Consider the following 23,736-nt stretch of genomic DNA (forward strand, 5'->3'; position numbering starts at 1 on the left):
ATGAATCAAAACCCGCTGCGGGAACACACCCGGGTTATGGGATTCGGTTCCTACCGGCCGGACATCATTGTCACCAACGAGGACGTTTGCCAGTGGATCGACTCTTCGGATGAGTGGATCCGGCAACGGACAGGAATCGTCACCAGGCACCGCGCCGCGGAGGACGTCTCCGTCATCGACATGGCCGAAGGGGCAGCCCACGATGCTCTGTCGGCCGCCGGGATCGACGGCTCGCAACTGGATGCGGTCATCCTGTCCACTGTTACCCACCCGTACCCCACGCCCTCGGGCGCGGCATTGCTCGCGGAGCGCCTCGGGGCCACCCCGGCACCGGCGTTCGACATCTCCGCTGCCTGTGCAGGCTATTGCTACGGTGTGGCCCAGGCCGACTCACTGGTCCGCAGCGGGACCAGCGAATATGTACTTGTCGTCGGCGCGGAAAAGCTTTCAGACATTATTGACAACTCGGAACGGACGATTTCCTTCCTCCTCGGAGACGGTGCCGGCGCCGTCGTCATTGGTCCCTCCGATACTCCTGGAATCGGGCCTTCGATTTGGGGCTCCGATGGCAGCAAATGGGATGCCATCAGCATGACCGGTTCGTCCCTTCAGCTGCGCGATCACGCCCCTGAAGGCAAGGCAGCCGGGCGCATCGCCACCGCAAACGTTGAAGACGACGTCGCCGCCGAAAGCCTGTGGCCTACTCTCCGTCAGGACGGCCAGACTGTCTTCCGGTGGGCCGTTTGGGAAATGGCGAAGGTCGCCCAGCAGGCGCTTGATGCCGCAGGGGTGAAGCCGGAGGAATTGAGCGCATTCGTTCCTCACCAGGCAAATATGCGCATCATCGACGAACTTGCCAAGAAGCTTAAGATTCCTGAGTCGGTTGTCATCGCCCGCGATATTGCCGACGCCGGTAATACCTCGGCAGCGTCGATCCCGCTGGCAACCCACCGGCTGCTGCAGGAAAATCCGGAACTCTCGGGGGGCCTCTCCCTGCAGATCGGTTTCGGTGCAGGGCTCGTCTTCGGTGCCCAGGTCATCGCACTTCCGTAAAATCCAATCCGACAGGCCGCGGACCGCGGTTTGAAACCCCATGCCAAGTCAAGTATCGGCAAACATAAGAAAAGGAGCCACCATGGCTAGCAATGAAGAAATCCAGGCCGGACTCGCTGAGATCGTCAACGAAGAGACCGGCTTGGCACCCGAGGCGGTTGAGCTGGACAAGTCCTTCACCGACGACCTGGACATCGACTCCATTTCCATGATGACCATCGTGGTCAATGCTGAAGAGAAGTTCGGCGTCCGCATCCCCGATGAAGAGGTCAAGAACCTCAAGACCGTCGGCGATGCCGTCACCTACATCTCGAACGCCCAGGAGGGCTAGTACAGGGTTGCTCAGGCTGGGGCCGGACGACCGGCCCCAGCCTCCACCAATTTGATTTCTGCCACCGTCCGCAACCGCGCACACGGCAGAAAATATCGGCGAAGAGAGTGAATTAATGGCACGCAAAGTAGTCATCACCGGACTGGGAGCAACGACTCCCATCGGCGGCGATGTCCCTACCATGTGGAAGAACGCTCTGAAGGGCGTCTCCGGGGCCCGCACGCTCGAGGACGACTGGGTTGAAAAGTACAATCTGCCCGTCACTTTCGCCGCCCGGGTCAGCACTCCGGCCTCCGAGGTACTCAGCCGGCACGAGGCCAAGCGGATGGACCCATCCACCCAATTTGCCATGGTCTCCGCCCGGGAGGCCTGGGCGGACGCCGGTATCGAGGACCTTGACCGTGAACGGTTCGCTGTGTCTTTCGCAACCGGTATTGGTGGAGTATGGACTCTTCTCGACGCCTGGGACACCCTCCGCGAGAAGGGTCCGCGCCGCGTATTGCCCATGACCGTGCCCATGCTGATGCCAAACGGGCCGGCCGCAGCCGTAAGCCTGGATCTGGGCGCCAGGGCGGGCGCTTTTACACCGGTCTCTGCATGCGCCTCGGGAACCGAGTCATTGCACCAGGGAATCGACCTGATCCGTGCCGGCCGGGCCGACGTCGTCGTGGCCGGTGGCGCCGAAGCCGCCATCCACCCGATGCCACTGGCGGCATTCAGCTCTATGCAGGCGCTTTCCCGCCGCAATGACGACCCGGAACACGCCTCGCGTCCCTACGACATCGACCGCGACGGCTTTGTGATGGGCGAAGGAGCAGGTGCATTGGTCTTGGAGGCCGAGGAGCACGCTCTCGCGCGCGGCGCCAAAATCTACGGCGAGTTGGCGGGTACGGCCGTAACTTCCGATTCGTACCACATCACCGCTCCGGACCCGGAAGGGCTCGGTGCCACCCGTGCGCTCAAGGGCGCATTGTTCGATGCCCGGGTACAGCCCGACGATGTCGTCCATGTCAACGCGCATGCAACGTCGACGCCGGTTGGCGACAAGCCGGAATACTCAGCCCTTCGCGAGGCGTTGGGCAAACACGTCGACGACGTCTGCGTTTCGGCGACGAAGTCCCAGACCGGGCACCTGCTCGGCGCCTCCGGTGCCGTTGAAGCGGTCATGACCGTCCTGGCGGTGTACGAGCGCACAGCACCTATCACGATCAACCTTGAGAACCAGGATCCGGATATTCCCCTCGACGTCGTCACGTCCGAGCGGAAACTGCCCAGTGGAGACATCGTCGCGTTGAGCAACTCGTTTGGATTCGGCGGCCACAACGCCGTCATCGTAATCCGCAACGTTTAGCCAGTGGATTCCTCCGGCGGCTGTTCAAGCTGGCTGGAGGAAACCAAGCTCAACCGGTAGGGAGAAAGCGGTACGCCGAATTGGGAGCTGGTCCTACTGGGACCGGCTCCTCTTTCGTTAATTTGGTGGCTGGTTTACCTAGCCGACTTGGTGCAGCCAGCGCACGGGGGCGCCCTCGGCAGCATGACGGAACGGCTCCAGTTCTTCGTCCCACGCCTCACCGAGCGCCAGGGACAGCTCGTGGTAGACCGCTGCGGGGTCTCCCGCGCCGTTCTCATAGGCATAGCGGATGCGGTCCTCGGACACCATGATGTTGCCGTGCACATCTGTGGTTGCATGGAAAATGCCAAGTTCGGGAGTGTGGGACCAGCGGCCGCCATCGACTCCGGGGCTCGGTTCCTCGGTGACTTCGTACCTCAGGTGCGCCCACCCCCGTAACGCAGACGCCAGCTGGGCGCCCGTTCCCTGCTTGCCGGACCACGACAATTCGGCCCGGAACATTCCAGGCGCGGCAGGCTGAGGGGTCCACTCAAGATCCGTTCGCTTATCCACGACGGATCCGATGGCCCACTCGATATGCGGGCATAACGCACTAGAGGCTGAGTGCACGAAGAGTACACCGCGCGCCATCACAACAGACATTCCATCCTCCATAGCTGTAGGTACGTCTTCCCCAACGACCTTCAACCTGTGATGAAATTCTGTTTACCGCGCAGTACCGTGCCGGTTAACCAGCCCACATACTTGCTCTGTCACATTCTGCCGTACAAATCCGAATTGCGCCAGTGTAATTAGTGACAGTGACAAACTGCGGCAGACACGCGTCCAAGGCGGGACCTCTACGAGACCTGATACACAAACGTTAGCCTGTTGTCATGGCTGGATTCATCAAGCAGCGCGCCGACGCGCCGAAAGGATTTTTCGCCTTGGAAGCCGCCGGGCTGGAGTGGCTGGGCTCGGCAGCGCAGGGCGTTCCCTGTGCTCAGGTCCGCAAGGTCTCGCAAACATCATTGGAATTGGAACGGCTCAGTCCAACGGCACCGACTCGTGAAGCGGCCGCGGACTTCGGCCGCCGGCTGGCCGCCACCCACGACGCAGGGGCACCGGCATTCGGCGCCGGCCCGCCTGGGTGGAATGGCGATGGCTTCTTTGGACCGCTCGACAATCCACTTTCCGTCCCGCTCGCGCCCTACGACCGGTGGGGAACCTTCCACGCCGAGGCGAGACTCGGTCCAATGATCGGAATCGCCGCAACCCAGGGTGTTCTGGACAGCTCCGCCCGGCGGCAGCTCGAAGCTGTTACGAACCGGCTGGGGGCCGGCGACTTCGATGATCATGAACCACCTGCACGTATCCACGGAGACTTGTGGTCGGGAAACGTCATGTGGACCGCGGACGGGGCTGTCCTGATCGATCCTGCCGCCCACGGCGGGCACCGGGAATCGGACCTGGCGATGCTGTCGCTGTTTGGACTGCCCTACTTGGACACGGTCATCGCGTCCTACGAGGACGCCCATCCTCTCGCGGTGGGATGGCGCGGCCGCGTCGGCTTGCATCAGCTGTATCCTCTCCTCGTGCATGCGATCCTGTTTGGCGGCGGCTACCTGCGCCAAACCCTGGCAGCCGCCGCACCCTATGTGTGAGAGCTACGCCCGTGGGTGAGCCTGCTGGTAGCTCTGCCGCAACCTGTCAACCGAGACGTGCGTGTAGATCTGCGTGGTTGCGAGGCTGCTGTGTCCGAGGATCTCCTGAACCGCCCGCAGGTCGGCTCCCCCATCGAGTAAATGTGTGGCGGCGCTGTGGCGCAGGGCGTGTGGGCCGGTTGCAGCAGTATCGCCGAGTTCAGCCAGGACCTTGCCAACCATTTCCCGTACTTGCCGCTGGTCCACGCGCCTTCCCCGTTTGCCTAGGAACAGGGCAGGACCGCTTCCGTCCACAATCAAGGCAGGACGGCCGCGTCGGAGCCAATCATCGAGGGAGACGGCGGCCGGTAATCCATACGGGACCGTGCGTTCCTTGTTGCCCTTACCGACCACTCTGAGGGTCCGCCGGTCAGGGTCCAAGTCATCGATGTCGAGCCCCGCCAGCTCCCCGACTCGAAGACCTGTGGCGTAAAGAAGTTCCACGATTGCCCGGTTCCGCACCCGCAGGGGCTCCCCGGTGGTGGTGCCATCGGCTAGGGTTTCGAGCATCCGTGACATTTGCTGCTGATGCAGGACCTGCGGAAGGCTGCTGTTTCGTTTTGGTGCCTTCAATCTGATGGACGGGTCGAGCTCGAGGAGCTCCTCGCGGACGGCCCATTGCAGGAAGGTCCGCGCCGTCGCCGCCCGCCGGGCAAGGGATGAGCGTGCGAGTCCTGAAGCGCTAAGCTCCCCCAGCCAGCTGCGCAGCATGCCCAGAGTGATGTCTCCGAGTGCAGATGCTCCCGTAGACGCGGCATAGCCGGAAAGACTGTTCAGGTCTCCGATGTAGGCCCTGGCAGTGTGCGGCGATCTGCCCCGCTCCGCGGTGATGTATCGCTCGAAACCGTCAATCGCCTCCTGGAAGGCATGTACATCCCCCGGCAGACGTTCATCGCCCTTGTCCCCGTTACTGCTGCTTCGGGCCATGCCGCTGCGCCATCCCTTCTGCCTGTCCCGTGCCTGTTCGTTGAGTCTCACTCCATTAGATACCCGTTGCCTCAGCATTCCGGGATGCCATGCCCGCGGACATGCCTTCCCGACCTGTCCGGAACGATTTAGCGATTTGGTTTCCTCCTTCGCCATGAGCCGCCGATGGATTCGGCCAGTCCTGCCAGCTGTAGTCGTCCCAGCCCCGCAAGCACTGCCGTATGGCTAAGCCCGGCCACTGCCGCGAGTTTGTCCGATGTCGCCGATGACTTGACGGGCAGCGCGTCGAGCAGGAGCAGATCCTCCAGGTTCAGACCATCGTGGTCAGCTGCCCGGCCGGCCGGTTCAGTAGATAATGATTGCCCCATGGGTCCGGCCAGTTCAGCGATCTCGGCCGCATCGGTGACGCAGACAGCGGAGCCCTCCCGCAACAGGCGGTGGCAGCCGGCAGAGTTGGCCGAGTGGACCGACCCTGGCACTGCCGCGACCTCACGGCTCAGGTCTGCAGCGTGGTGCGCGGTGTTCAGGGCACCGGACCGCCATCGTGCCTCCACCACCACGGTGACCGAGCACAGCGCTGCGATCAACCTGTTCCTCTGCAGGAATCTCCAACGTGTAGGGGATGAACCAGGCGGGACTTCGGCGATCAGCATTCCCTGCTGGCCTATGGCCCGGAGCAGATCTTCGTTGCCCGCAGGATAATACCGGTCCAGACCGCAGGCCGAAACGGCAATCGTCGGTATCGCGTCACCCCTTGCTCCGGTCGTGAGGGCAGCACGATGGGCTTGGGCGTCGATGCCGTAGGCACCACCCGACACAACACAGATACCCCGCTGTACCAGGCCCGCAGCCAGATCCCCTGTCACGCTGTTGCCGTAATTGGTGCTGTCTCTTGAGCCGACCAGCGCGACACTGCGGTTTTCCACGGGGACTCCGCTGTCCGGACCGCCCCGGATCCATAGACATATAGGTTGGGCGATGCCAAGGTCGAGCAGTGCCTCCGGCCACTCGTTGTCCTCAGGCGTCCAGATCCGTCCGCCTAACCGTTGCATGGTCGCGATATCCCGCTCCGGCGCCAAATCCGCGGTCCTGGGCGCCCAGCGTTTGAGTGCTTCCCCCAGACCTGAGCGTTTGGATATGGTCCCCTGCGCCTCCAGTATCATTGCGATATCCTGGCTCGTCTGGGAACCGGCCCTGATTTGTCCCGTTGCAATGCGGAGTGCGTCTATAGGACCGACGCTCTCAATCAGAGCCATGCCAACCATGTCGGATGGTTCCATCAACCGCGACAGTGCAGCCCTCGATGTGCGGAGGTCCAATGCTTTCGTCTCCTGCCTTGTTGTCGTCATACCGCGCTCACCTGCTGCCGGAAGGCCAAGGCCGTCCCCACATCCTCATCGTTCGGTCTCTCCCTGCCTCGGAGGTCGGCTAAAGTCCACGCCACCCTGAGCACCCTGTCGTATCCCCGGGCCGTGAGCGTCTCACGCTCCAGAGCTAGGTCCATAGCGCTCGTTATGCTCCTATCCAGCGCAAAGCGGTTGCGCAGTACCCTGCCCGGAATCTCGGCATTGGTCTCACAACCGAAAGGAGCCAGCCGCCGGTGCTGTTGAATTCTGGCCCGCTTCACCCGTTCGGCAACTACAGCCGAACTCTCGGCCGTCTCCCCTGCGGCAAAATCAGAGAAACTAACGCGTGGGACGGATATTTGAATATCGACCCGGTCCAGCAAGGGTCCCGAAATGCGTGTGAAATACTGCCGGCGTTTGAACGGCGTACACGTACAGTTGATTCCTTTGGCGGAAGCCTGCCCGCATGGACATGGATTGGCGGCAAGCACCAGTTGAAAACGCGCCGGATATGATGCTGTGCCGGCGGCACGCTGGATGACCAGCTGGCCGCTCTCGAGTGGTTGGCGCAAGGCGTCCAGTACACCGCGGTGATATTCGGGCGCTTCATCGAGAAAGAGCACGCCCCGGTGTGCACGTGAAGCCGCTCCGGGCCGCGGAATCCCTGTCCCACCGCCAATAATGGCAACTGCCGTGGAACTGTGGTGCGGGCTCTCGAAAGGCGGGCGGCGGATCAGCGACGCCCGCTCCGCGGCGATTCCACCCAGTGAGTGGATAGCGGTGACCTCCATGGCCTTCGAATCGTCGAGGTCAGGCAACAGGCCGGGCAATCGTTCGGCCAACATTGTCTTGCCTGCCCCGGGAGGACCGGTCATCAGGAGGTGATGGGCGCCGGCCGCAGCCACCTCCAACGCCAGGCGCGCATCCCCTTGCCCGGCAACGTCGGCCATATCGGGAACATCCCGCGGAGCCGCACCCGTTCCGTCGTCATCAGCGGACGACATTGATACCTCAGCTGCGGCTTCGGAATCTTCGGGCAAGGCCAGATGCAGCGGGTCAGCGCCGAGGGCCAGTGCGACCTCTGCAAGCGTTCGGTAACTGTGCACATTGACTCCAGGTACCAGTTTTGCTTCGTCGGCGTTCGCCGCTGCGACTACAAAATCGCTGTAGCCTGCGCCGGCGGCGGCCATCACGGCCGGAAGCACTCCGCGGACCGGTCTGAGCCGACCGTCGAGGCCAAGTTCAGCGATGAACACCTCCTGACCAGGATCACGAATATCACCAGCTGCCCTGAGCGCGGCCACGACAATTGCCAGGTCGAAACTGGATCCCCGTTTGGGCAGTGTTGCAGGGATCAAGTTCACGGTGATCTTGCGCCTGCTCAGTGGAATTCCTGAATTTTGCGCGGCGGAACGAATCCGGTCCTTGGCCTCATGCAACGACGCGTCCGGCAGCCCCAGCAGCACAAAGGCCGGCAGGGTTTGTCCAATATCAGCCTCGACCTCGACGATGTGGCCGGTCAGTCCCACCAGCGCCACACCGTGGGTCCTCCCCAGCGGCATCAGCCGACCGCCTTCAGATACTCAATATCCACGGGTCCCGCACCATCATCCAGCACGGAAACGGCGTCGATGCGCCGCCGTCGGAACCGAAGATTGTGGAACCGGCACCACGCACCCGACAGCCGCTGCAACCGCTGCAGTTTCGCTTCGGTAATGGCCTCAAATGGATGGCCGTACGCGAGCGAGGTCCTGGTCTTGACCTCCACCACAACAAGAATATTGCCGTCGATGGCGACTATGTCGATTTCCCCGTCGGCGCAGCGCCAGTTCCGGTCAACGACCCTGAGGCCGGTCTCTTCCAAATAGTTCACTGCCAGTGCTTCGCCGCGCTGGCCCAGTGCATCTTTCGCTCTCATCAATTACCTCCGCTTCCAGCATTGGCGCTGCTGGAGCAGAGGGTAAGAGCATCAAGGCGCTATGTGGACGGTCAGGCAAAAAGGGGAGATTGTGGAGGAAAAGATGGCCCCGGGACGGCGGACCATGCGCGGCGGAGCCAGTGAGTTATCCGCGGAGGGATGGTTTACAGGCCGGGCCCGGGATCCTTGGGGACCTGCAATTCGTCGGACTGGACCAGTTCTTCGACATTGACGTCCTTGAACGTGATGACCCGGACATTCTTCACAAAGCGCGCCGACCGGTACACATCCCACACCCAGGCATCCTGGAGGGTCAGGTCGAAATAGACTTCGCCTTCGGCCGAGCGGGCCTGCACATCGACCTTGTTGGCCAGATAGAAACGCCGCTCGGTCTCGACCACATAGGAGAACAAGCCGACGACGTCGCGGTATTCGCGGTAGAGCTGCAGCTCCATGTCCGTTTCATAGTTTTCAAGATCTTCGGCGCTCATAAACCCATCATCTCAGAGGACGACGCATCGATCCGCGGGGCACCGGTGAGGTTCCAACTGCGCCGGTGCACCAGTGCCGGTCCGTGTTCCTGGATCGCCTTGCGGTGGGACGCTGTGGCATAGCCCTTGTTCATTTCCCACCCATAGGCGGGATATTCGACGGCTAGTTCCGCCATGTGCGTGTCCCGTTCGACCTTTGCCAGCACGCTGGCCGCTGCAACGCTGAGGCACTGCAGATCGGCCTTAATCTTCGTGTAGACCGGGGCATTGCATGCCGCGGGTTCACAGTCACCGGCCGGTTCAGCCTCGAAGAGCGAGCCCTGTGGCTGTACTGAGAGCCAGTCGTGATTGCCGTCGAGCACCACAGCATCGGGTCGTGCGTGCAGTTGCAACTCCGCCCAGGCACGGTTACCGGCGCGGCGCAGCGCAGCCATGAGTCCGACGTCGTCAATCTCTTCAGCGCTGGCGTGGCCGACGCCGTAGGAAATGGCCCACCGCTGGATCTTCGGCACAAGTGCCACCCGGTCGACGGCGGAGAGCAGCTTGCTGTCCCGTACGCCCTTGAGACTGCGGACGGCAGAGGCGTCAACGACCACCATGCCGACGCTCACGGGACCGGCCAAAGCACCGCGGCCGACTTCATCGCAGCCGGCGATCAGGCGGTGCCCCGAGGACGTCAGCGACCGCTCGTACCGCAGGGTGGGGCTCTTACTCATTCCGCTCCTACCGGCTCCGGGCGGGTTAGTGACTGGGCGGACGAAGCGGGTTCGGGAACGTCGTCGAACACCTCCGGATAGCTTCCGAGGAAGTCGAAGTGGCTCAAGGGCCAGGCGATGACGACAGCTTCGCCTTCAACGGCATCCAAATCGACAAAGCCGTTGCCGTCTGTCCGGTGGTGTTCGCGTGAATCCGAGGAGGCATTCCGGTGGTCGCCCATGACCCAGATTTTACCTTCGGGGACTGTCACATCGAATTCACTGTCCGACGGCGCCGCTCCGGGATAGAGGTAGGGCTCCTCGATCGGTTCACCATTGATGGTGATCTGGCCCTCCGCGTTGCAGCAGACAACATGGTCTCCGCCGACGCCGATGACCCGTTTAACCAGGTGTTGCTGGGAACTGTCCGGTATCAGCCCGACGAAAGTCAGCGCTTCGTTGAACCAGTTGGCCGGGCCGTCAGGCTGCTGCTCGACCGGCGGCAGCCAGCCCATGTTGTCCTCGAAGACCACGACGTCGCCGCGCTCGATGTCCCCGGTCTCCTTCGCCAGCAGGTTGACGAAGATCCGGTCGTCGATCCGCAGCGTGTTCTCCATGGATCCGGACGGGATGAAGAATGCGCGGAACAGGAAGGTCTTGATCAGGAACGACAGAATGAGTGCGACGGCGATGATCACCAGGATCTCGCGCAGCCAGCCCCAGTTGCCGCCACCCGAACCTTTACCGTCGTCGTCGCCGTCGTTGTCCTTGGCGTGACTGCCTCTACTTGTGTGGCTCCCGGCACGTGTTTCGGCGGCAGGAGTACCAGGTCCAGTGACCGGCGGGTCCTCCCGGTGCTGGGCGGAATGGCGGGCGGAACCGTCGTCCTCGGCCTGATTGGCGGTGCTGTCCGGCATTTATGTGCCCTTCATTGTCATAGCTGTTCCCCCGGTGGCCGGAACCCGCTCAAGCGGGCCGATCCGGTCAAGCGGCCAGATGATGGTGGTTGGCCGGCCGATAACACGGTCGATCGGCACGAATCCGCCGCCCGGTGCTCCGAGCAGCGAACGCGAATCCGCCGAAACCGACCGGTGATCGCCCATTAACCACAACTTACCTTCCGGCACGCGCACATCGAACTCCAACTCACTGGCTGCATCCTGAGGGTACAGGTAATTCTCCTCCAGCGGGTCACCGTTCACCAACAACCGGCCGGCCTTATCGCAACAGGTGACGCGGTCGCCAGGAAGTCCGATGACGCGTTTGACGTAGACCGTGTCGCTGCCGATGAGACCCAGCCATTGCCCGATGGTTTTCGCTGCCGCCAAGGGAAACGGATCACCGCTGTGCAGGGGCGCAAAGGAACCCCGGCCGTCGAAGACCACCACGTCACCGTGCCGGATGCCGCCGTCGTCGAAACCATTGCGACTGACCAGGACGCGGTCCCCCTCTTGGAGCGTCGGTTCCATGGATCCGGAGGGGATGTAATAGATCTCCACGAAGAAAGCCCGGACGATGGCGGCCGCCACCACTCCTGCGATGGCCGCCCAGAGCACAAAACGCCAGCCCAGTTTCCGGGGCCGGCGTTTTGTGTTGTTCTCTGCGGTGTTGCCGCGAAGAGTTTGTGTATCGTGCACCGTTCTCTTGCGAGGAGTGCTTAGCGCTTTTCGCGGATCTTCGCAGCCTTGCCGCGCAGTTCACGCATGTAGTACAGCTTCGCGCGGCGGACATCGCCACGGCTGGCAACCTCGACCTTGTCGATGATGGGCGAGTGCACCGGGAAGGTACGCTCCACGCCACAGCCGAAAGAAACCTTGCGGACAGTGAACGTCTCGCGAACACCATGGCCCTGGCGTCCCACGACGAAGCCCTGGAACACCTGGACACGTGAACGGCTGCCTTCAATGATGTTCACGTGCACCTTGATGGTGTCACCGGCGCGGAACTCGGGAATGTCGCTGCGCAGCGAGGCTGCGTCTACGCTGTCTAGGATGTGCATATTGTCACTCCTGGTGAACGCCACAGGTCGCTCACTTTGGTCGCGGCAACGAAGCCTGCCCAATGCAGGAAACCTTGCCGAAAGTTGAGGTTGCACCGGTTCCGCTGATGAGGTGCGGAGCCGGTGTGTTTGACTGTCGATTGCGCTCCCCCTGTGGCAGGGGCGAACCCAGTAAACACAAGGTTTTATTCTGCCACAGTTGGGCAATCTATGGTAATCGTCGTACCTGCACGACGGCGGCGCCCTCAATCGCGTACCCGAGAGCGGACAGCGTCGCGAGGTCGTGTTTCGACAACGAGTCGGGATCCAGTTGCTCAATCAGGTCCGGGCGCCGGGCTGCGGTCCGGGCGAGTTGCTCGTCGCGCCGGTATCGTGCGATTTTCGCGTGATTTCCGCTGAGCAGGATCTCCGGTATTTCACGTTCGCGCCAGTTCGACGGTTTGGTGTAGACCGGATACTCCAGCAACCCATCGGCGTGGGATTCCTCCACCAGGGACTCGGGATTACCGACGACGCCGGGCAGCAGCCGTCCGACCGCCTCCACCATGGCGAGGACCGCGACCTCTCCCCCGTTCAGGACGTAATCGCCGAGGCTCACCGGGCGCACCGTGAAATGATCCTGAGCCCAGTCGATGACCCGCTCGTCTATACCCTCGTACCTGCCGCAAGCGAACACCAGATGCTGCACTTCGGCCAGTTCGTGCGCCAGCGCCTGATTGAAGACTTCACCCGCCGGTGAGGGGACGATCAACGTCGGGCGCGCACCCGGATCGTCAGCAAGGACGGACTCGAGCGCCTGGGACCACGGCTCGGGCTTCATCACCATGCCGGCGCCGCCGCCGTAGGGCGAGTCGTCAACGGTACGGTGCCGGTCGGTGGTGTAGCTGCGGAGATCATGGATCCGCAGGTCAATAATTCCATCCTGCCGCGCCTTGCCGATCAGGGAGAGCTCCAGCGGTGCCAGGTACTCGGGGAAGATGCTGACGGCGTCGATTCTCACTAGCCGTTGCTTCCTGGGCCATTGTCGCCTCGGTTCAGCTCAAAGAGGCCGGCCGGCGGGTCGAGCAGGATGTAACCGCCCTCGACGTTGACCTCGGGAACGATCTCAGCGACAAACGGGACCAGGACTTCATCGCCGGCGGTTGTTTCAACCACCAAAAGGTCCTGCGCCGGCATGGTGTTCAAGCCGCTGACGGTGCCGACCTCGTCGTAGGGTTCGTCGGCGCCGGAGACCACGCGGACCTTCAGGCCCACCAGTTCGTGCTCGTACCAGGCGTCGTCCTCGTCGTCGTCGACCTCTTCTGTTTCAATGAATAGCTTCGCCCCGCGCAGCAACTCAGCGGCATTGCGGTCCGGCACGCCCTCGAATCCGAGCAGCAGAATGTCTTTGTTCCAGCGGGAACTGGCCACGGTCAACGGACCAAGCTTCGGGGGTTCGACGTCGAACGCGGCGCCGGTGACGAAACGGTTTTGCGGATCGTCCGTCATCACCTGGACGGTGACCTCTCCGCGGATTCCGTGTGGTTTCCCGATCCTTGCAATCTGAACCTGCATGGACTCTCCTTCGATGATAAAAGAATTCGGCCCCTCCACCATTATCTGGTGGCGGGGCCGAACAGTCTTCATTTATACAGCTGAGGTCAGCGGCGGCGGTCCGTATCAACGACGTCCACGCGTACCGGCTCACCATCGGCCAACGCTGAAATCACCGTGCGCAGGGCGCGTGCGGTGCGGCCCTGGCGGCCAATCACCCGTCCGAGATCGTCCTGATGAACCCGCACCTCAAGGGTTTCCCCCCGGCGGTTGCTCTTCATCGACACGTCGACGTCATCAGGACTGTCGACAATGCCGCGGACCAAGTGTTCGAGTGCGTCAGCCAGCAATCTACTCAGCCTTCTCAGCTTCGGCGGCCGGAGCCTCTTCAGTGGAGGCGTCCGCTTCCGGAGCCTTCTCTGCGTCGGATGCCTCAGCGGAATCCTTCTTCTTGGGCGTGATGGCCTCGGGCACGATGACCGAGTCCTTCTCCGGAGCCACGAACGGCTCCCTGCCCTTGGGGTACTTCAGGGTGCCCTCGGCACCGGGAAGGCCCTTGAACTTCTGCCAGTCACCGGTGATCTTAAGGATGGCGGCAACCTGCTCGGTTGGCTGTGCGCCAACGCCGAGCCAGTACTGGACGCGCTCGGACTTGACCTCGATGAACGAGGGCTCCTGCATCGGCTGATATTTGCCGACCTCTTCGATGGCATAGCCATCGCGCTTGGCACGGCCGTCCATGACGACAATGCGGTAGTGAGCGTCGAACTTCTTGCCGAAGCGCTTTAAACGAATCTTTACGGCCACTTGTGTGGTCACTCCTTGATGATTTTAAGGGCGAACCCGTTTCCTGCACCCGTGGGGCGGGCCATTCATGGGGGTTCTGAGGACACAATGCGCGCACGGTGAGAGGGGCCGTACGGATCGGGTACGGAGTCTATTGTGCCAGAAACCCGGCCCCTTCCGCGACTTGGCGCGCCAGTGCCGTCATTGGCTTGCCGCTGACACCTCATCCGACGCCGGTTCACGCGCAGATCCGGCGAATCCAGACAGGCGACGGCTTACGTGGCGGCGACACGGATGGTGTTCCGCCACGGATCCTCGAACCGCAGCTCTGCGCCGTCGTGGCTGGCCGCAACGCCCCGGTGGGACAGCCGCTCAGCCAGTGCACCGACGTCGTCCGTTCCCGGCACCGTGATCAGCACTTCACCGAGGCCCAGCGTGTCCTTCCGGGGCCCGGCGCCGCGGCTGTTCCACACGTTCATGGCCATGTGGTGGTGGTACTTGCCGGCCGAGACGAACAGTGCCTGGCCATGCCATCCTGCGGTTTTCTCGAATCCGAGCGTGTCGACGTAGAACTGCTGTGCCGTCTGGACGTCGCCCACCTGAAGATGAACGTGCCCGACGCCGGCACCCGCCTTGCGCTGGCCCGTCACCGCTTCTTCGGTCAGGTGGGAGTTGAGGTACCCCTGCGGCGGGAGTGCGACGTTGTCCATCTGCACCTGCCCGTTCTGCCACTGCCAGGTGCTCCGCGGCTTGTCGTAGTAGAGCTCGATCCCGTTGCCTTCAGGGTCCGTGAAGTAGAACGCTTCGCTGACCAAGTGGTCGGCGCTGCCCACGAACGCCTGCGGGTTGTACTGTGCCGCAGAGGCGACCGTGGCGGCAAGCGAGGCCTGATCGTTGAAGAGCAGGGCGGTATGGAAGAGTCCGGCTTCGCCGCGGGAAGGGATCTTCAGGCCCGCCGCGGGTGCGAGGTGGATCAGGGGCGTGCTGCCGCGGCCCAGATACACGCCGCCGTCGGCCTCGGCCACTACATCCAGGCCAAGGGCCTTCTGGTAGTAGTCGAGCATCTTTTTCATGTCGCCGACCTTGAGCATGACCGTGCCCATGGCGAGATCGGCCGGGAGGAGGTCCTGATTCGTTGCTTGAAGGTTCATACGTACAATAATAGTTGAAGCTTCACCTTTTGCCAAGCCCCCGCCGGACGGTCTGCTTCGAAGTTGGCGGTTCGCCGTCGAGGTAGCGGGTTCCCCGTCGGGGTAGCGGGTTGTCAGGGGCTACGTCGACGGTCAGGGGCTACCTCGCAGGCGAACACCGACCGCCTGCGCAAGGCCAACTATTGCTCGAGGCGCATGGCCTTCCGCAGGGTCAACGCCCCGCCGGACTGCAGCACGGCCCGCTGGTAGATCTTCTCGCCGAGGCGCACCAGCACCACAGCCGCGAGCAGTGCCACGGCGATCGACAGCAACGGCTCCCACAGCGCGACATCGCCGGCGAGCAACCGCACCGGCATCGCCACCGACGAGACCACGGGAACATAGGAGGCAACGGTCAGCAGGGTACCCTCGGCGAACATGCCAGCAAACAGGGCGGCGAAGATCACCATCATGACCGGCATCGAACTGGACTGCAGGTCCTCGGACCTGCTGGCGAGCGAACCCACCACCGCCCAGGCGGATGCGAGGATCAGGAACCCGACCAGGAAGTACACAAAGAACCAGCCGGATGCGGCGATGATGCTTCCCAGCATGCTGGTATCTCCGGTCAGGTTCATCATGATCAGCGCAATACAGCCATACAGGGCCAGCTGCACCATGGCCAGTATGGTATTGCCGATCACCTTCCCATACAGCAACTGCCGGATCGGAATGGCCGTGGCGAGGATTTCGACCACCCGGTTCTGCTTTTCCTCCAGCACGGAAGTCGCTATCGCCATCCCGAAAATGATCGCCGACATGTAGAACAGGAAGCTGAAGGCGAAAGCCACAATAGTGTTCAGCGTCTCGTCCTCCACACTCCCCTGCAGGACATCGGTTTCCAGTTCGCTGCCGGCCAGCAACTCCCCGGAGCTGGTGCCCGCCGCCTGCGCGTTCATCCCGAGCACGAAATCCGCCAAAGACTCCGCTACCAGCCCGCGAAGTCCGTCGTCGATGGAGTCCTTGCCGATCAAGGTCCATTCGCCATCAACCTGCAGCAGGGCTGCACCGGCCTCCTCCGAGTCCACGGCCGAACGTGCAGCCGCTCCGGATTCAACCTCCATAGCGTCGATAACGACTTCGTCGCCGGCCACAGGATCTGAGTTCCCCGCACCGCCGACCACGCGTTCCGCCTGGGGGCTTACCACAGCGACCGTATGCTCGTCGGCCTGATTGGAGAAGAAGGCACTGACGCCCATCCAGCCGGCGATCAACAACAGCGTCACCAGGGTGGACACGACGAAGCCGCGGTCGTGGACCTTCACTGTCACTTCCCGCAGCGTCACAATTGCCCAGGCGTTGTTCACCGGGGACGGGGACGACGGCGGTGCGGTCGGCTTGGACTTTGTGCTGGCGGGGGCGCTCATTGGGTTACCTCCCGGTAGATCTCGCTGAGACTGGGAACAATGGGAGTGAATTCGTCCAGGCCTCCGCGGTGCAGAGCCTGTTCGACGATGGCCCTGCGTGCAGCCGGATCGACGATCTCCACGATTGCTTTGGAACCTTCAACGTCAAGAACCCTGACACCCGGCACTTCACGCAGCCACCCGGCGTCGGGCCCGGTCACCACGCGGTGACGTTGCTGCCCCTGGCGCCGCAACGAATCCACCTGTCCGGCCGCGACCAAACGCCCGCCGGAGAGAACGACGAGGTTATCGCAGAGCCGGTCCACAAGATCCAGTTGATGGCTGGAGAACAGCACCGGCGTGCCCTCTGCAATCCGTTCGCGGAGCAGATCGACCATGGAATCGACAGCGACCGGATCCAGACCGGAGAACGGTTCGTCGAGTATCAGCGCGGTCGGCCGGTGCAGCAGGGCGGCGACGATCTGCACCCTCTGCTGATTCCCGAGGGACAGCGATTCCAGTTTGTCCTTCTGCCGTTCCTCAAGGCTGAACCGCCCGATCATCCGCAGACCTTCGCGGCGGGCATCGCCCTGGCTCATGCCGCGGAGTTGTCCGAGGTAGACCAGTTGATCGAGCACCGGCTGCTTCGGATACAGGCCACGCTCCTCCGGCATGTAGCCAAAGCGTGAGCGGTCCGACGCCGTGATCGGTCGTCCGTTCCACTGGACCTGGCCCGAGTGGATGGCCAACACGCCCATGATCATCCGCATGGTGGTGGTCTTGCCGGCTCCATTTGCGCCGACAAAGCCGGTCATCCGGCCAGGTTCGACGGTGAAACTGACGTCGTCGACCGCCGTCTGGTCTCCGAACGTCCTTCTCAGATGCTCAATCTGCAGCATGGCTGCTGTTTCCTCACTCTTGCGCCGGCTCTATTTCCTCCAGCTTAGGAACGCGTCAACTCCAACGGATCGGCCGGAAGACCGAGATGTTCAGCTCTCCGGCTCCCCCGCCCGGACGAGCCCGGATTCGTACGCGAAGACGACGGCCTGCACCCGGTCACGCGCCTGGATCTTGCCCAGCAGATTGGATACGTGTGTCTTGACGGTCGTTTCGCTCAGGAACAGCGCAGTGGCGATCTCCGCATTACTGCAGCCGCGGGCGATCAGTTGAAGCACTTCACGCTCCCGCTCCGTAACCCGGAGGAGCAGTTCCCCGCCGCGGGCAGCCGGATTGTTGTCCTCGCGGCTCGTGTGCTGAGTCAGCTTTTCGATCACCCGGACGGTCATTTCCGGCGCCAGCAACGCGTGTCCATCCGCGACGGCGTGCACGGCACCGACCAGTTCGTCCGGATCGGCGTTTTTGAGCAGGAAGCCGCTGGCGCCGGCACGAAGGGCATCAAACAGATAGTCGTCGCGCTCAAAAGTGGTCAGGATGATCACCTTGCCACGGCCTGCGGCAACAATCCGCTCGGTCGCCTCGATCCCGTCCAGCTCCGGCATCTGCACATCCATCAAGATGACGTCGACATCCAAGCGCATGGCTGCCTCAACGGCTTGCTGCCCGTTCCCCGCCTGGCCAACCACTTCGATGTCGTCCTCCACAGAAAGCATGACGGCGAAACCGGACCGGACCAGCGCCTGATCATCCACCAGCAGGACACGTACCGGCTTCATCGTTGAGTCCGCGCGGCTGGAATAGCCCGCTCCGGTTGCAACTGGAAACGGACCCGCACCCGCCAGCCGCCGCCTTCACGCGGACCAATCTCGGCAACTCCCCTGTGCAGCGAGGCCCTTTCCCGTACCCCGCGCAGTCCGTAGCCCGAACCGCCGTCGCCCGATTCCTTCGGCCTTCCGTTGTCCACCGTTTCCAGTTCCACCCATTTCCGTTCGTCAGTCGTTCCGGTCCGCAACGTCATCACCGCGGCCGTGGCCGTCGAGTGGCGGCGGATATTGGCCAGCGATTCCTGCCCGGTGCGGTAGACCGAAAGTGCCACCGGACCGGACACCGCCTCGAGGGCGTCAGGCTCATGTTCGACGGCGGAGAACTCCACTTCCAGCCCGAGTTCCCTGTGCTCGGCCACCAGCGCTGGGAGGTCATCCAACCCCGGTTCAGGTGTCCGCGCCCGTCCGCCCGTGTTCCGGTCTGCCCCACCGGCGCCCGAATCGCCGGAACCGTTGCCCCCGGAGGACTGCCCGCCGTCGTCCGGAAGTTCGGTGTCTGTGCGAAGGACACCGAGAAGTCCGCGCATTTCCGCCACTGCTTCGCGGCTGGACTCTTCGATCACCTGCAACGACTCCGCCGTCGTCGCAGGTTTAGTCTCCAGGACCCGCCGGCCGGCAGCCGCCTGCACGCCAATGACGGAAATGTGATGTGCGACGACGTCGTGCAGCTCACGGGCGATGCGCAGCCGCTCTTCAATCACCGCCCTTCGGGCAATCTCTGCCGACTGCTGCTCGATCCGCCGGGCCTGCTCCGCCAGCTGGCTGCGCTGCAGGGCATTGCGCCACGAGACCTGTCCGGCCATCAAGGCTCCACCGAAGTAGGCAATATTAATGATGAATTGGTACACGGCGTAGGAGACGACCGGTGGAAAGGGCCCCGGGGCCGCCCCATCCTCAAGGGCCCGCTCCAGGATCTGGTCCACCGCGGAGGCAACGGTCATGGACAGGATCAGCCAGGTGAACATGGCGGTAATGACGACGGCGGCGCCCAGCCAGAGCATCCGCCGGTCCCTGGCCCAGGCGACGGCGGTATAGAGCGACGCGAAATACGCGACTTGATATGGAATCTGCATAGCCATCGCCGGAATCCACAGCGCCAGAACGATAAAGAGTCCCGAGAGCACGAGCATCACCGTCAGCGGGTAGCGCCGCCGGACGGCCAGCGGCGCTGTGATCATCAGCAGCACCAGATACTGCTGCCAGACCGCGTGGTCGTCGGAATTCATCACGCCAAAACTGCGGCTCAGCTCCAGCAGTACAACGCTGACCAGCACAAAGACACCAGCACCGGCGATATCCCGGCGCAGCTGTGCCTCCGACGGAGCGGGCCGTTCCCACTGATCCGCATCGGACCACCACTCGGCGAGACCTTCCGGAATCATGGAACGACCTTTGACCATATGGTTCAGCTTAATAGGACGGCGTTCCATCCCGGGTCCGCCTAAGGGATGAGATCAGGGAGGTCATTCATGGCTGGAAATGAAATCCGCCAGTGCCTGGTGTCCTTCGTCAGTGTCATGCGGCCGATGGTGACCGCCGGTGTGGACGTGCATCGCGCCGGTACTTTCCAAATAGTCCGCCACTTCTTCATACAGCGGCTCCCACGCACCAGTGACGACGAGCGTCGGAACGCCGGGAACGATGTGCAGCGGGGCTTCCCATGACGGACGTTGCAACCGGAGCCGGGACGCAGACCGTTTGGCATCCTCGGTGGTCGGCATCCGGGCATCGGTGGAGTGCACCAGCCGGACAAATTCGCGCAGGAATTCCCCGTCGGTCATTTCGGCCGGTCGCTCGAACAACGGACCGACGACTTCCCTGTGCTGCATTGTCGCGGGCAGATCCACCGTCAGTGATAAGCATGCGGGTTCAAACAAGGTGAGCGATTTGATCAAGTCCGGCCGCTCCACGGCGGCCATCATCGCGGCAATAGCACCCTGGCTGGCCGCTGCGAGATGTCCCGGCCTGCCATTCAGGTTGTCCAGCACGATGCGCATGTCGGCGTCGAAATCGGTGGGCTCCGGATCCGCCGTCGTATCGAATCCGTGCCGCTTGACGAACAGGCAGTCATAGCGGCCGGCGAGCCTGTGCTGCTTCGGCCAGGCGGCAGCACCGAAACTTCCGCTGCCGTGCACGAAGACAATCCGCTCTTTACTCATGCGTGCACGCTATCCGACGCCAACGACAGAATCGCCGCGCAAAGATTCCGGCTATCCGTTGTAACTACCGTCCTACCGTCCGCCGCCGAGGAACTTGTCGAAACCCTTGGGGAGGTTCGACGGATCGAAATCCTGTCCCGACTGGCTGCCGAACGACGCACCGGTTGGAACGGACTTGTTGCCGTTGGCGCGCCGTTCAGCCAGCGCCTTTTCTTCGGCCGCACGCTTCGCCGGGTTGCCCGAACGCGACTTCTTCTTGTTCTTGGCCTGCTGCTGCTTTTTCTTGCCGCCGCTGAACCCACCGGGTCCGGCCATCCCCGGCATACCGGGAACGCCGCCGCCCTTGGCCATCTGCTTCATCATCTTCTGAGCCTGGCCGAACCGCTCCAGCATCCCGTTGACCTCGGAGACGGCCACGCCTGAACCGCGGGCAATACGGGCACGCCGTGAGCCATTAATGATCTTCGGGGCAACGCGTTCGTGCGGCGTCATCGAGCGGACAATCGCCTCAACCCGGTCGATCTCGCGCTCGTCGAAGTTCTCCAACTGCTCGCGCATCCCGGCAGCACCGGGCATCATCATGAGCATCTTCTTCATCGAGCCCATGTTCTTGATCTGGGCCATCTGAGCAAGGAAGTCGTCCAGCGTGAAGTCCTCCTGGTCGGAGAACTTCTGCGCCATCCGCGCGGCCTCATCCTGGTCCCAGGACTTCTCCGCCTGTTCGATCAGGGTCAACATGTCACCCATGTCGAGGATGCGGTTCGCCATCCGGTCCGGGTGGAACAACTCGAAGTCGTCCAGACCCTCACCTGTGGAGGCGAACATCACCGGCTTGCCGGTCACCTGCGCCACCGACAGCGCGGCACCACCGCGGGCATCGCCGTCGAGCTTGGACAGCACGACGCCGGTGAAGTTGACGCCTTCGTCGAACGCCTGGGCGGTGTTCACCGCGTCCTGCCCGATCATCGCGTCGATCACGAAAAGCACTTCGTCGGGGTTGACGGCGGCGCGGATATCCGCGGCCTGCTGCATCATTTCCGCGTCCACACCCAAGCGGCCCGCGGTGTCCACAATGACGACGTCGTGCAGTTTGGCCCGCGCCTCGGCAACACCGTCGCGTGCAACCTGGACCGGATCACCGGTGGGCGTGTCCAGTTCGGAGGTGGCACCGGGATGCGGCGCAAAGACCGGAACACCGGCCCGGGAACCAACCACCTGAAGCTGGTTCACCGCATTCGGGCGCTGCAGGTCGGACGCCACCAGCAACGGCTTGTGCCCCTGTCCGGTGAGGTACTTCGACAGCTTTCCGGCCAACGTCGTCTTACCGGCACCCTGCAGGCCCGCGAGCATGATCACGGTCGGCGGGTTCTTCGCCAGCCGGATCCGGCGGGTCTCGCCACCGAGGATGTTGACGAGTTCCTCATTGACAATCTTGACGACCTGCTGGCCCGGGTTCAGGGCAGCGGATACCTCAGCGCCGAGCGCCCGCTCCTTGATCCTGGCCGTGAAGGCGCGCACCACCGGTACGGCAACGTCCGCATCCAGCAGGGCGCGGCGGATTTCCCGGACCGTGGCGTCGACGTCCGCCTCGGACAGGCGGCCCTTGCCACGCAGGTTCTTGAAGGTCGCTGCAAGCCGGTCGGAGAGTGAATTGAACACGCGAAGTGCACTTCTTTCGTCAAACGTATAGGTGGATTCAACTACCTAGGGTATCAAGCCTGCACAATCTTCCTGATCGGTGGCATGCTGAAACAGTGACTGAATCTAAAGGCTCAGTGGAGCAACCTGAGACGGAAATGAAAACGCTGCTGATCCTCGGCGCGTCGGGCGACCTGACCGGCCGGCTGTTGCTGCCCGGACTGGGACGGCTGATTTGCCGCGGCAAGGCCGGGAAGATCCAGCTGGTCGGCGCCGGCATCGAGGAGTGGTCCCGGGAAAAGTGGCAGGACCGCGTCCGCACCTCCTTTGCAGGCAGTACGGAAAAATCGAACGACGACGGCAAGGCAGCGCTCGAAGCGTTCGCCACGGATTCGGATTACCACAGCGTCGATGTGACGGCGCCCGGCGCGCTGGCGTCCCTGCTGGACAAGCTGGAGGGGCCCGTTGCCATCTACTTCGCACTGCCGCCGGCGGTCAGCCAGAAGGCCTGCGAAGTGCTTGAGCCAGAAGATGTTCCGGGCGGCACGCGGCTGGTGATGGAGAAGCCGTTCGGTTCCAGTGAACAATCGGCTGCGGACCTTAATGCGACCCTGGTGCGTCTGGTTCCCGAGGACCATATCCACCGGGTGGATCATTTCCTGGGCAAGGTCACTGTCCTCAATATCCTCGGTCTGCGGTTCGCCAACCGGCTGCTGGAGCCGCTGTGGAACAACACCCACATCGAGAAGGTGGAGATTCTCTTCGATGAGGAACTCACGCTCGAAAACCGCGCACGGTACTACGACACGGCTGGCGCCCTGCGGGACATGATCCAGAGCCACTTGCTCGAAATCATGGCACTGATCGCACTGGACGCCCCGGCATCACTCAATGAACGCGATCTGCGTGACAGGATCAGTTCAGTACTCCGCGCCAGCACCATTGACGCGCCCCTTTCCGGGACGACACGCCGTGCCCGGTACACCGCCGGCGTCATCGGTGAACGGAAAGTTCCCAACTACACGGATGAGGAGGGGATCGACCCATCGCGCGAAACCGAGACACTGGCCGAAGTCGAGGTCTCGATCAACAGCTGGCGCTGGGCCGGCGTACCGTTCATCCTCCGCTCCGGCAAGGCCCTCGGGCAGCCGCGGAAAGAAGCGGTCATCACTTTCAAACCTGTCCCCCACCTCCCCGAAGGCTTCAAAGGCCCGGACGAAGCCACCCGGCTGCGCATCGGTTTCGGGCCGGATACCCTTCAGCTCGAGCTCGACGTCAACGGACCGGGCGATATCTTCGAGCTGAACCGGGTCGCCATGTCCGCAGAGCTGAACGAGGCGGAAGTCCTTCCCTACGGCGAAGTCATTGAAGGTGTGCTGTCCGGCGATCCGCTGCTGTCCGTGCGCGGTGACACTGCCGAGGAGTGCTGGCGGATCGTTGAACCCACGCTGACTGCCTGGGAGAACGGCGAGGTACCCCTGCAGGAGTACCCCGCCGGTTCACTGGGACCCGAGGACTGGGACACCTCGCGGGAGAAACCGCTTCCCGGCTGATGCGTTGGCCGGGCCCT

The 23,736-nt window shown here is 62.9% G+C and carries 26 protein-coding genes; 5 read left to right on the top strand and 21 right to left on the bottom strand.

What is annotated here, in order from left to right:
• The 3 genes from ACX80B_RS00570 (at window position 1) to fabF (ending at window position 2,735) form a co-directional block, all read left to right on the top strand.
• Window positions 1-1,053, top strand: coding sequence for a beta-ketoacyl-ACP synthase III (locus ACX80B_RS00570; RefSeq protein WP_459292833.1), 1,053 nt, complete (start codon window positions 1-3; stop codon window positions 1,051-1,053).
• A gap of 82 nt (window positions 1,054-1,135) precedes the next feature.
• Window positions 1,136-1,384: an acyl carrier protein gene (locus ACX80B_RS00575; RefSeq protein ID WP_026535158.1), complete on the top strand. Its 249-nt coding sequence runs from the start codon at window positions 1,136-1,138 to the stop codon at window positions 1,382-1,384.
• Window positions 1,385-1,499: 115 nt separating this feature from the next.
• Window positions 1,500-2,735 carry a beta-ketoacyl-ACP synthase II gene (gene fabF / locus ACX80B_RS00580; RefSeq protein WP_459291965.1) on the top strand — a complete coding sequence of 412 codons (1,236 nt, stop codon included), beginning with the start codon at window positions 1,500-1,502 and terminating at the stop codon, window positions 2,733-2,735.
• Between the two features lie 138 nt (window positions 2,736-2,873).
• Here the strand turns inward: fabF and ACX80B_RS00585 are convergent, their stop codons facing one another.
• Window positions 2,874-3,377, bottom strand: a complete 504-nt coding sequence (locus tag ACX80B_RS00585; RefSeq protein ID WP_459291967.1) for a DUF3145 domain-containing protein — start codon at window positions 3,375-3,377, stop codon at window positions 2,874-2,876.
• A gap of 233 nt (window positions 3,378-3,610) precedes the next feature.
• On the opposite strand from ACX80B_RS00585, the gene ACX80B_RS00590 reads away from it, so the two are divergent.
• Complete coding sequence (locus ACX80B_RS00590; RefSeq protein ID WP_459291969.1) at window positions 3,611-4,378, top strand: fructosamine kinase family protein; 768 nt, start codon at window positions 3,611-3,613, stop codon at window positions 4,376-4,378.
• 3 nt (window positions 4,379-4,381) lie between these two features.
• Here ACX80B_RS00590 and ACX80B_RS00595 read toward each other — a convergent pair whose 3' ends face one another.
• The 20 genes from ACX80B_RS00595 to ffh form a co-directional block, all read right to left on the bottom strand.
• Entirely contained in the window at window positions 4,382-5,344 is a 963-nt protein-coding gene (locus ACX80B_RS00595) for a tyrosine recombinase XerC (RefSeq protein ID WP_459291971.1), read from the bottom strand.
• Between the two features lie 128 nt (window positions 5,345-5,472).
• Window positions 5,473-6,693: a DNA-processing protein DprA gene (dprA, locus tag ACX80B_RS00600; RefSeq protein WP_459291973.1), complete on the bottom strand. Its 1,221-nt coding sequence runs from the start codon at window positions 6,691-6,693 to the stop codon at window positions 5,473-5,475.
• The gene (locus tag ACX80B_RS00605) at window positions 6,690-8,252 is read right to left on the bottom strand and encodes a YifB family Mg chelatase-like AAA ATPase (protein WP_459291975.1); all 1,563 of its coding nucleotides are present in this window, start codon (window positions 8,250-8,252) and stop codon (window positions 6,690-6,692) included. The genes dprA and ACX80B_RS00605 overlap by 4 nt, the downstream gene beginning before the upstream one ends.
• The gene (locus tag ACX80B_RS00610; protein ID WP_459291977.1) at window positions 8,252-8,608 is read right to left on the bottom strand and encodes a YraN family protein; all 357 of its coding nucleotides are present in this window, start codon (window positions 8,606-8,608) and stop codon (window positions 8,252-8,254) included. The genes ACX80B_RS00605 and ACX80B_RS00610 overlap by 1 nt, the downstream gene beginning before the upstream one ends.
• A 164-nt stretch (window positions 8,609-8,772) precedes the next feature.
• A complete protein-coding gene (locus ACX80B_RS00615) occupies window positions 8,773-9,099 on the bottom strand; it encodes a DUF2469 domain-containing protein (RefSeq protein WP_026535151.1) in 327 nt (108 codons plus the stop codon).
• Window positions 9,096-9,815: a ribonuclease HII gene (locus tag ACX80B_RS00620; protein ID WP_459291979.1), complete on the bottom strand. Its 720-nt coding sequence runs from the start codon at window positions 9,813-9,815 to the stop codon at window positions 9,096-9,098. Before ACX80B_RS00620 ends, ACX80B_RS00615 begins: the two co-directional genes overlap by 4 nt.
• On the bottom strand, window positions 9,812-10,711 hold the full coding sequence (gene lepB, locus ACX80B_RS00625) for a signal peptidase I (protein WP_459291981.1): 900 nt from the start codon (window positions 10,709-10,711) through the stop codon (window positions 9,812-9,814). Before lepB (ACX80B_RS00625) ends, ACX80B_RS00620 begins: the two co-directional genes overlap by 4 nt.
• Window positions 10,712-11,431 carry a signal peptidase I gene (gene lepB, locus ACX80B_RS00630; RefSeq protein ID WP_459291983.1) on the bottom strand — a complete coding sequence of 240 codons (720 nt, stop codon included), beginning with the start codon at window positions 11,429-11,431 and terminating at the stop codon, window positions 10,712-10,714.
• Window positions 11,432-11,451: 20 nt separating this feature from the next.
• Entirely contained in the window at window positions 11,452-11,793 is a 342-nt protein-coding gene (gene rplS, locus ACX80B_RS00635) for a 50S ribosomal protein L19 (RefSeq protein ID WP_459291985.1), read from the bottom strand.
• 208 nt (window positions 11,794-12,001) lie between these two features.
• Window positions 12,002-12,793, bottom strand: coding sequence for a tRNA (guanosine(37)-N1)-methyltransferase TrmD (gene trmD, locus ACX80B_RS00640; RefSeq protein ID WP_459291987.1), 792 nt, complete (start codon window positions 12,791-12,793; stop codon window positions 12,002-12,004).
• Entirely contained in the window at window positions 12,793-13,347 is a 555-nt protein-coding gene (rimM, locus tag ACX80B_RS00645; protein ID WP_459291989.1) for a ribosome maturation factor RimM, read from the bottom strand. Before rimM ends, trmD begins: the two co-directional genes overlap by 1 nt.
• Window positions 13,348-13,433: 86 nt before the next feature.
• The gene (locus tag ACX80B_RS00650) at window positions 13,434-13,676 is read right to left on the bottom strand and encodes an RNA-binding protein (protein ID WP_459291991.1); all 243 of its coding nucleotides are present in this window, start codon (window positions 13,674-13,676) and stop codon (window positions 13,434-13,436) included.
• A 1-nt stretch (window position 13,677) separates the two neighbouring features.
• Entirely contained in the window at window positions 13,678-14,133 is a 456-nt protein-coding gene (gene rpsP, locus ACX80B_RS00655) for a 30S ribosomal protein S16 (protein WP_459291993.1), read from the bottom strand.
• A gap of 254 nt (window positions 14,134-14,387) precedes the next feature.
• Window positions 14,388-15,263, bottom strand: a complete 876-nt coding sequence (locus ACX80B_RS00660) for a VOC family protein (RefSeq protein ID WP_459291995.1) — start codon at window positions 15,261-15,263, stop codon at window positions 14,388-14,390.
• Window positions 15,264-15,442: 179 nt separating this feature from the next.
• The gene (locus ACX80B_RS00665; protein ID WP_459291997.1) at window positions 15,443-16,669 is read right to left on the bottom strand and encodes an ABC transporter permease; all 1,227 of its coding nucleotides are present in this window, start codon (window positions 16,667-16,669) and stop codon (window positions 15,443-15,445) included.
• On the bottom strand, window positions 16,666-17,547 hold the full coding sequence (locus ACX80B_RS00670; protein WP_459291999.1) for an ABC transporter ATP-binding protein: 882 nt from the start codon (window positions 17,545-17,547) through the stop codon (window positions 16,666-16,668). Before ACX80B_RS00670 ends, ACX80B_RS00665 begins: the two co-directional genes overlap by 4 nt.
• 90 nt (window positions 17,548-17,637) lie before the next feature.
• Complete coding sequence (locus tag ACX80B_RS00675) at window positions 17,638-18,321, bottom strand: response regulator (protein ID WP_459292001.1); 684 nt, start codon at window positions 18,319-18,321, stop codon at window positions 17,638-17,640.
• Window positions 18,318-19,751: a sensor histidine kinase gene (locus tag ACX80B_RS00680; RefSeq protein ID WP_459292003.1), complete on the bottom strand. Its 1,434-nt coding sequence runs from the start codon at window positions 19,749-19,751 to the stop codon at window positions 18,318-18,320. Before ACX80B_RS00680 ends, ACX80B_RS00675 begins: the two co-directional genes overlap by 4 nt.
• 81 nt (window positions 19,752-19,832) lie before the next feature.
• A complete protein-coding gene (locus tag ACX80B_RS00685) occupies window positions 19,833-20,528 on the bottom strand; it encodes an alpha/beta fold hydrolase (RefSeq protein WP_459292005.1) in 696 nt (231 codons plus the stop codon).
• A gap of 72 nt (window positions 20,529-20,600) precedes the next feature.
• Complete coding sequence (ffh, locus tag ACX80B_RS00690) at window positions 20,601-22,187, bottom strand: signal recognition particle protein (protein WP_459292007.1); 1,587 nt, start codon at window positions 22,185-22,187, stop codon at window positions 20,601-20,603.
• A gap of 95 nt (window positions 22,188-22,282) precedes the next feature.
• Between ffh and ACX80B_RS00695 the strand changes: the two genes are divergently transcribed.
• Window positions 22,283-23,719 (top strand): glucose-6-phosphate dehydrogenase, encoded by a 1,437-nt coding sequence (locus tag ACX80B_RS00695; RefSeq protein ID WP_459292009.1) that lies wholly within the window; start codon window positions 22,283-22,285, stop codon window positions 23,717-23,719.
• Window positions 23,720-23,736: the final 17 nt, after the last annotated feature.

The organism is Arthrobacter monumenti (assembly GCF_054511255.1).

Excerpts from the sequence above, each read along its gene's own strand:
- ACX80B_RS00570 (WP_459292833.1), top strand. The coding sequence starts at position 1 with ATGAATCAAAACCCGCTGCGGGAACACACCCGGGTTATGGGATTCGGT.
- ACX80B_RS00575 (WP_026535158.1), top strand. The coding sequence starts at position 1,136 with ATGGCTAGCAATGAAGAAATCCAGGCCGGACTCGCTGAGATCGTCAAC.
- fabF (WP_459291965.1), top strand. The coding sequence starts at position 1,500 with ATGGCACGCAAAGTAGTCATCACCGGACTGGGAGCAACGACTCCCATC.
- ACX80B_RS00585 (WP_459291967.1), bottom strand. The coding sequence starts at position 3,377 with ATGTCTGTTGTGATGGCGCGCGGTGTACTCTTCGTGCACTCAGCCTCT.
- ACX80B_RS00590 (WP_459291969.1), top strand. The coding sequence starts at position 3,611 with ATGGCTGGATTCATCAAGCAGCGCGCCGACGCGCCGAAAGGATTTTTC.
- ACX80B_RS00595 (WP_459291971.1), bottom strand. The coding sequence starts at position 5,344 with ATGGCCCGAAGCAGCAGTAACGGGGACAAGGGCGATGAACGTCTGCCG.
- dprA (WP_459291973.1), bottom strand. The coding sequence starts at position 6,693 with ATGACGACAACAAGGCAGGAGACGAAAGCATTGGACCTCCGCACATCG.
- ACX80B_RS00605 (WP_459291975.1), bottom strand. The coding sequence starts at position 8,252 with ATGCCGCTGGGGAGGACCCACGGTGTGGCGCTGGTGGGACTGACCGGC.
- ACX80B_RS00610 (WP_459291977.1), bottom strand. The coding sequence starts at position 8,608 with ATGAGAGCGAAAGATGCACTGGGCCAGCGCGGCGAAGCACTGGCAGTG.
- ACX80B_RS00615 (WP_026535151.1), bottom strand. The coding sequence starts at position 9,099 with ATGAGCGCCGAAGATCTTGAAAACTATGAAACGGACATGGAGCTGCAG.
- ACX80B_RS00620 (WP_459291979.1), bottom strand. The coding sequence starts at position 9,815 with ATGAGTAAGAGCCCCACCCTGCGGTACGAGCGGTCGCTGACGTCCTCG.
- lepB (WP_459291981.1), bottom strand. The coding sequence starts at position 10,711 with ATGCCGGACAGCACCGCCAATCAGGCCGAGGACGACGGTTCCGCCCGC.
- rplS (WP_459291985.1), bottom strand. The coding sequence starts at position 11,793 with ATGCACATCCTAGACAGCGTAGACGCAGCCTCGCTGCGCAGCGACATT.
- rimM (WP_459291989.1), bottom strand. The coding sequence starts at position 13,347 with ATGCAGGTTCAGATTGCAAGGATCGGGAAACCACACGGAATCCGCGGA.
- ACX80B_RS00660 (WP_459291995.1), bottom strand. The coding sequence starts at position 15,263 with ATGAACCTTCAAGCAACGAATCAGGACCTCCTCCCGGCCGATCTCGCC.
- ACX80B_RS00665 (WP_459291997.1), bottom strand. The coding sequence starts at position 16,669 with ATGAGCGCCCCCGCCAGCACAAAGTCCAAGCCGACCGCACCGCCGTCG.
- ACX80B_RS00670 (WP_459291999.1), bottom strand. The coding sequence starts at position 17,547 with ATGCTGCAGATTGAGCATCTGAGAAGGACGTTCGGAGACCAGACGGCG.
- ACX80B_RS00675 (WP_459292001.1), bottom strand. The coding sequence starts at position 18,321 with ATGAAGCCGGTACGTGTCCTGCTGGTGGATGATCAGGCGCTGGTCCGG.
- ACX80B_RS00680 (WP_459292003.1), bottom strand. The coding sequence starts at position 19,751 with ATGATTCCGGAAGGTCTCGCCGAGTGGTGGTCCGATGCGGATCAGTGG.
- ACX80B_RS00685 (WP_459292005.1), bottom strand. The coding sequence starts at position 20,528 with ATGAGTAAAGAGCGGATTGTCTTCGTGCACGGCAGCGGAAGTTTCGGT.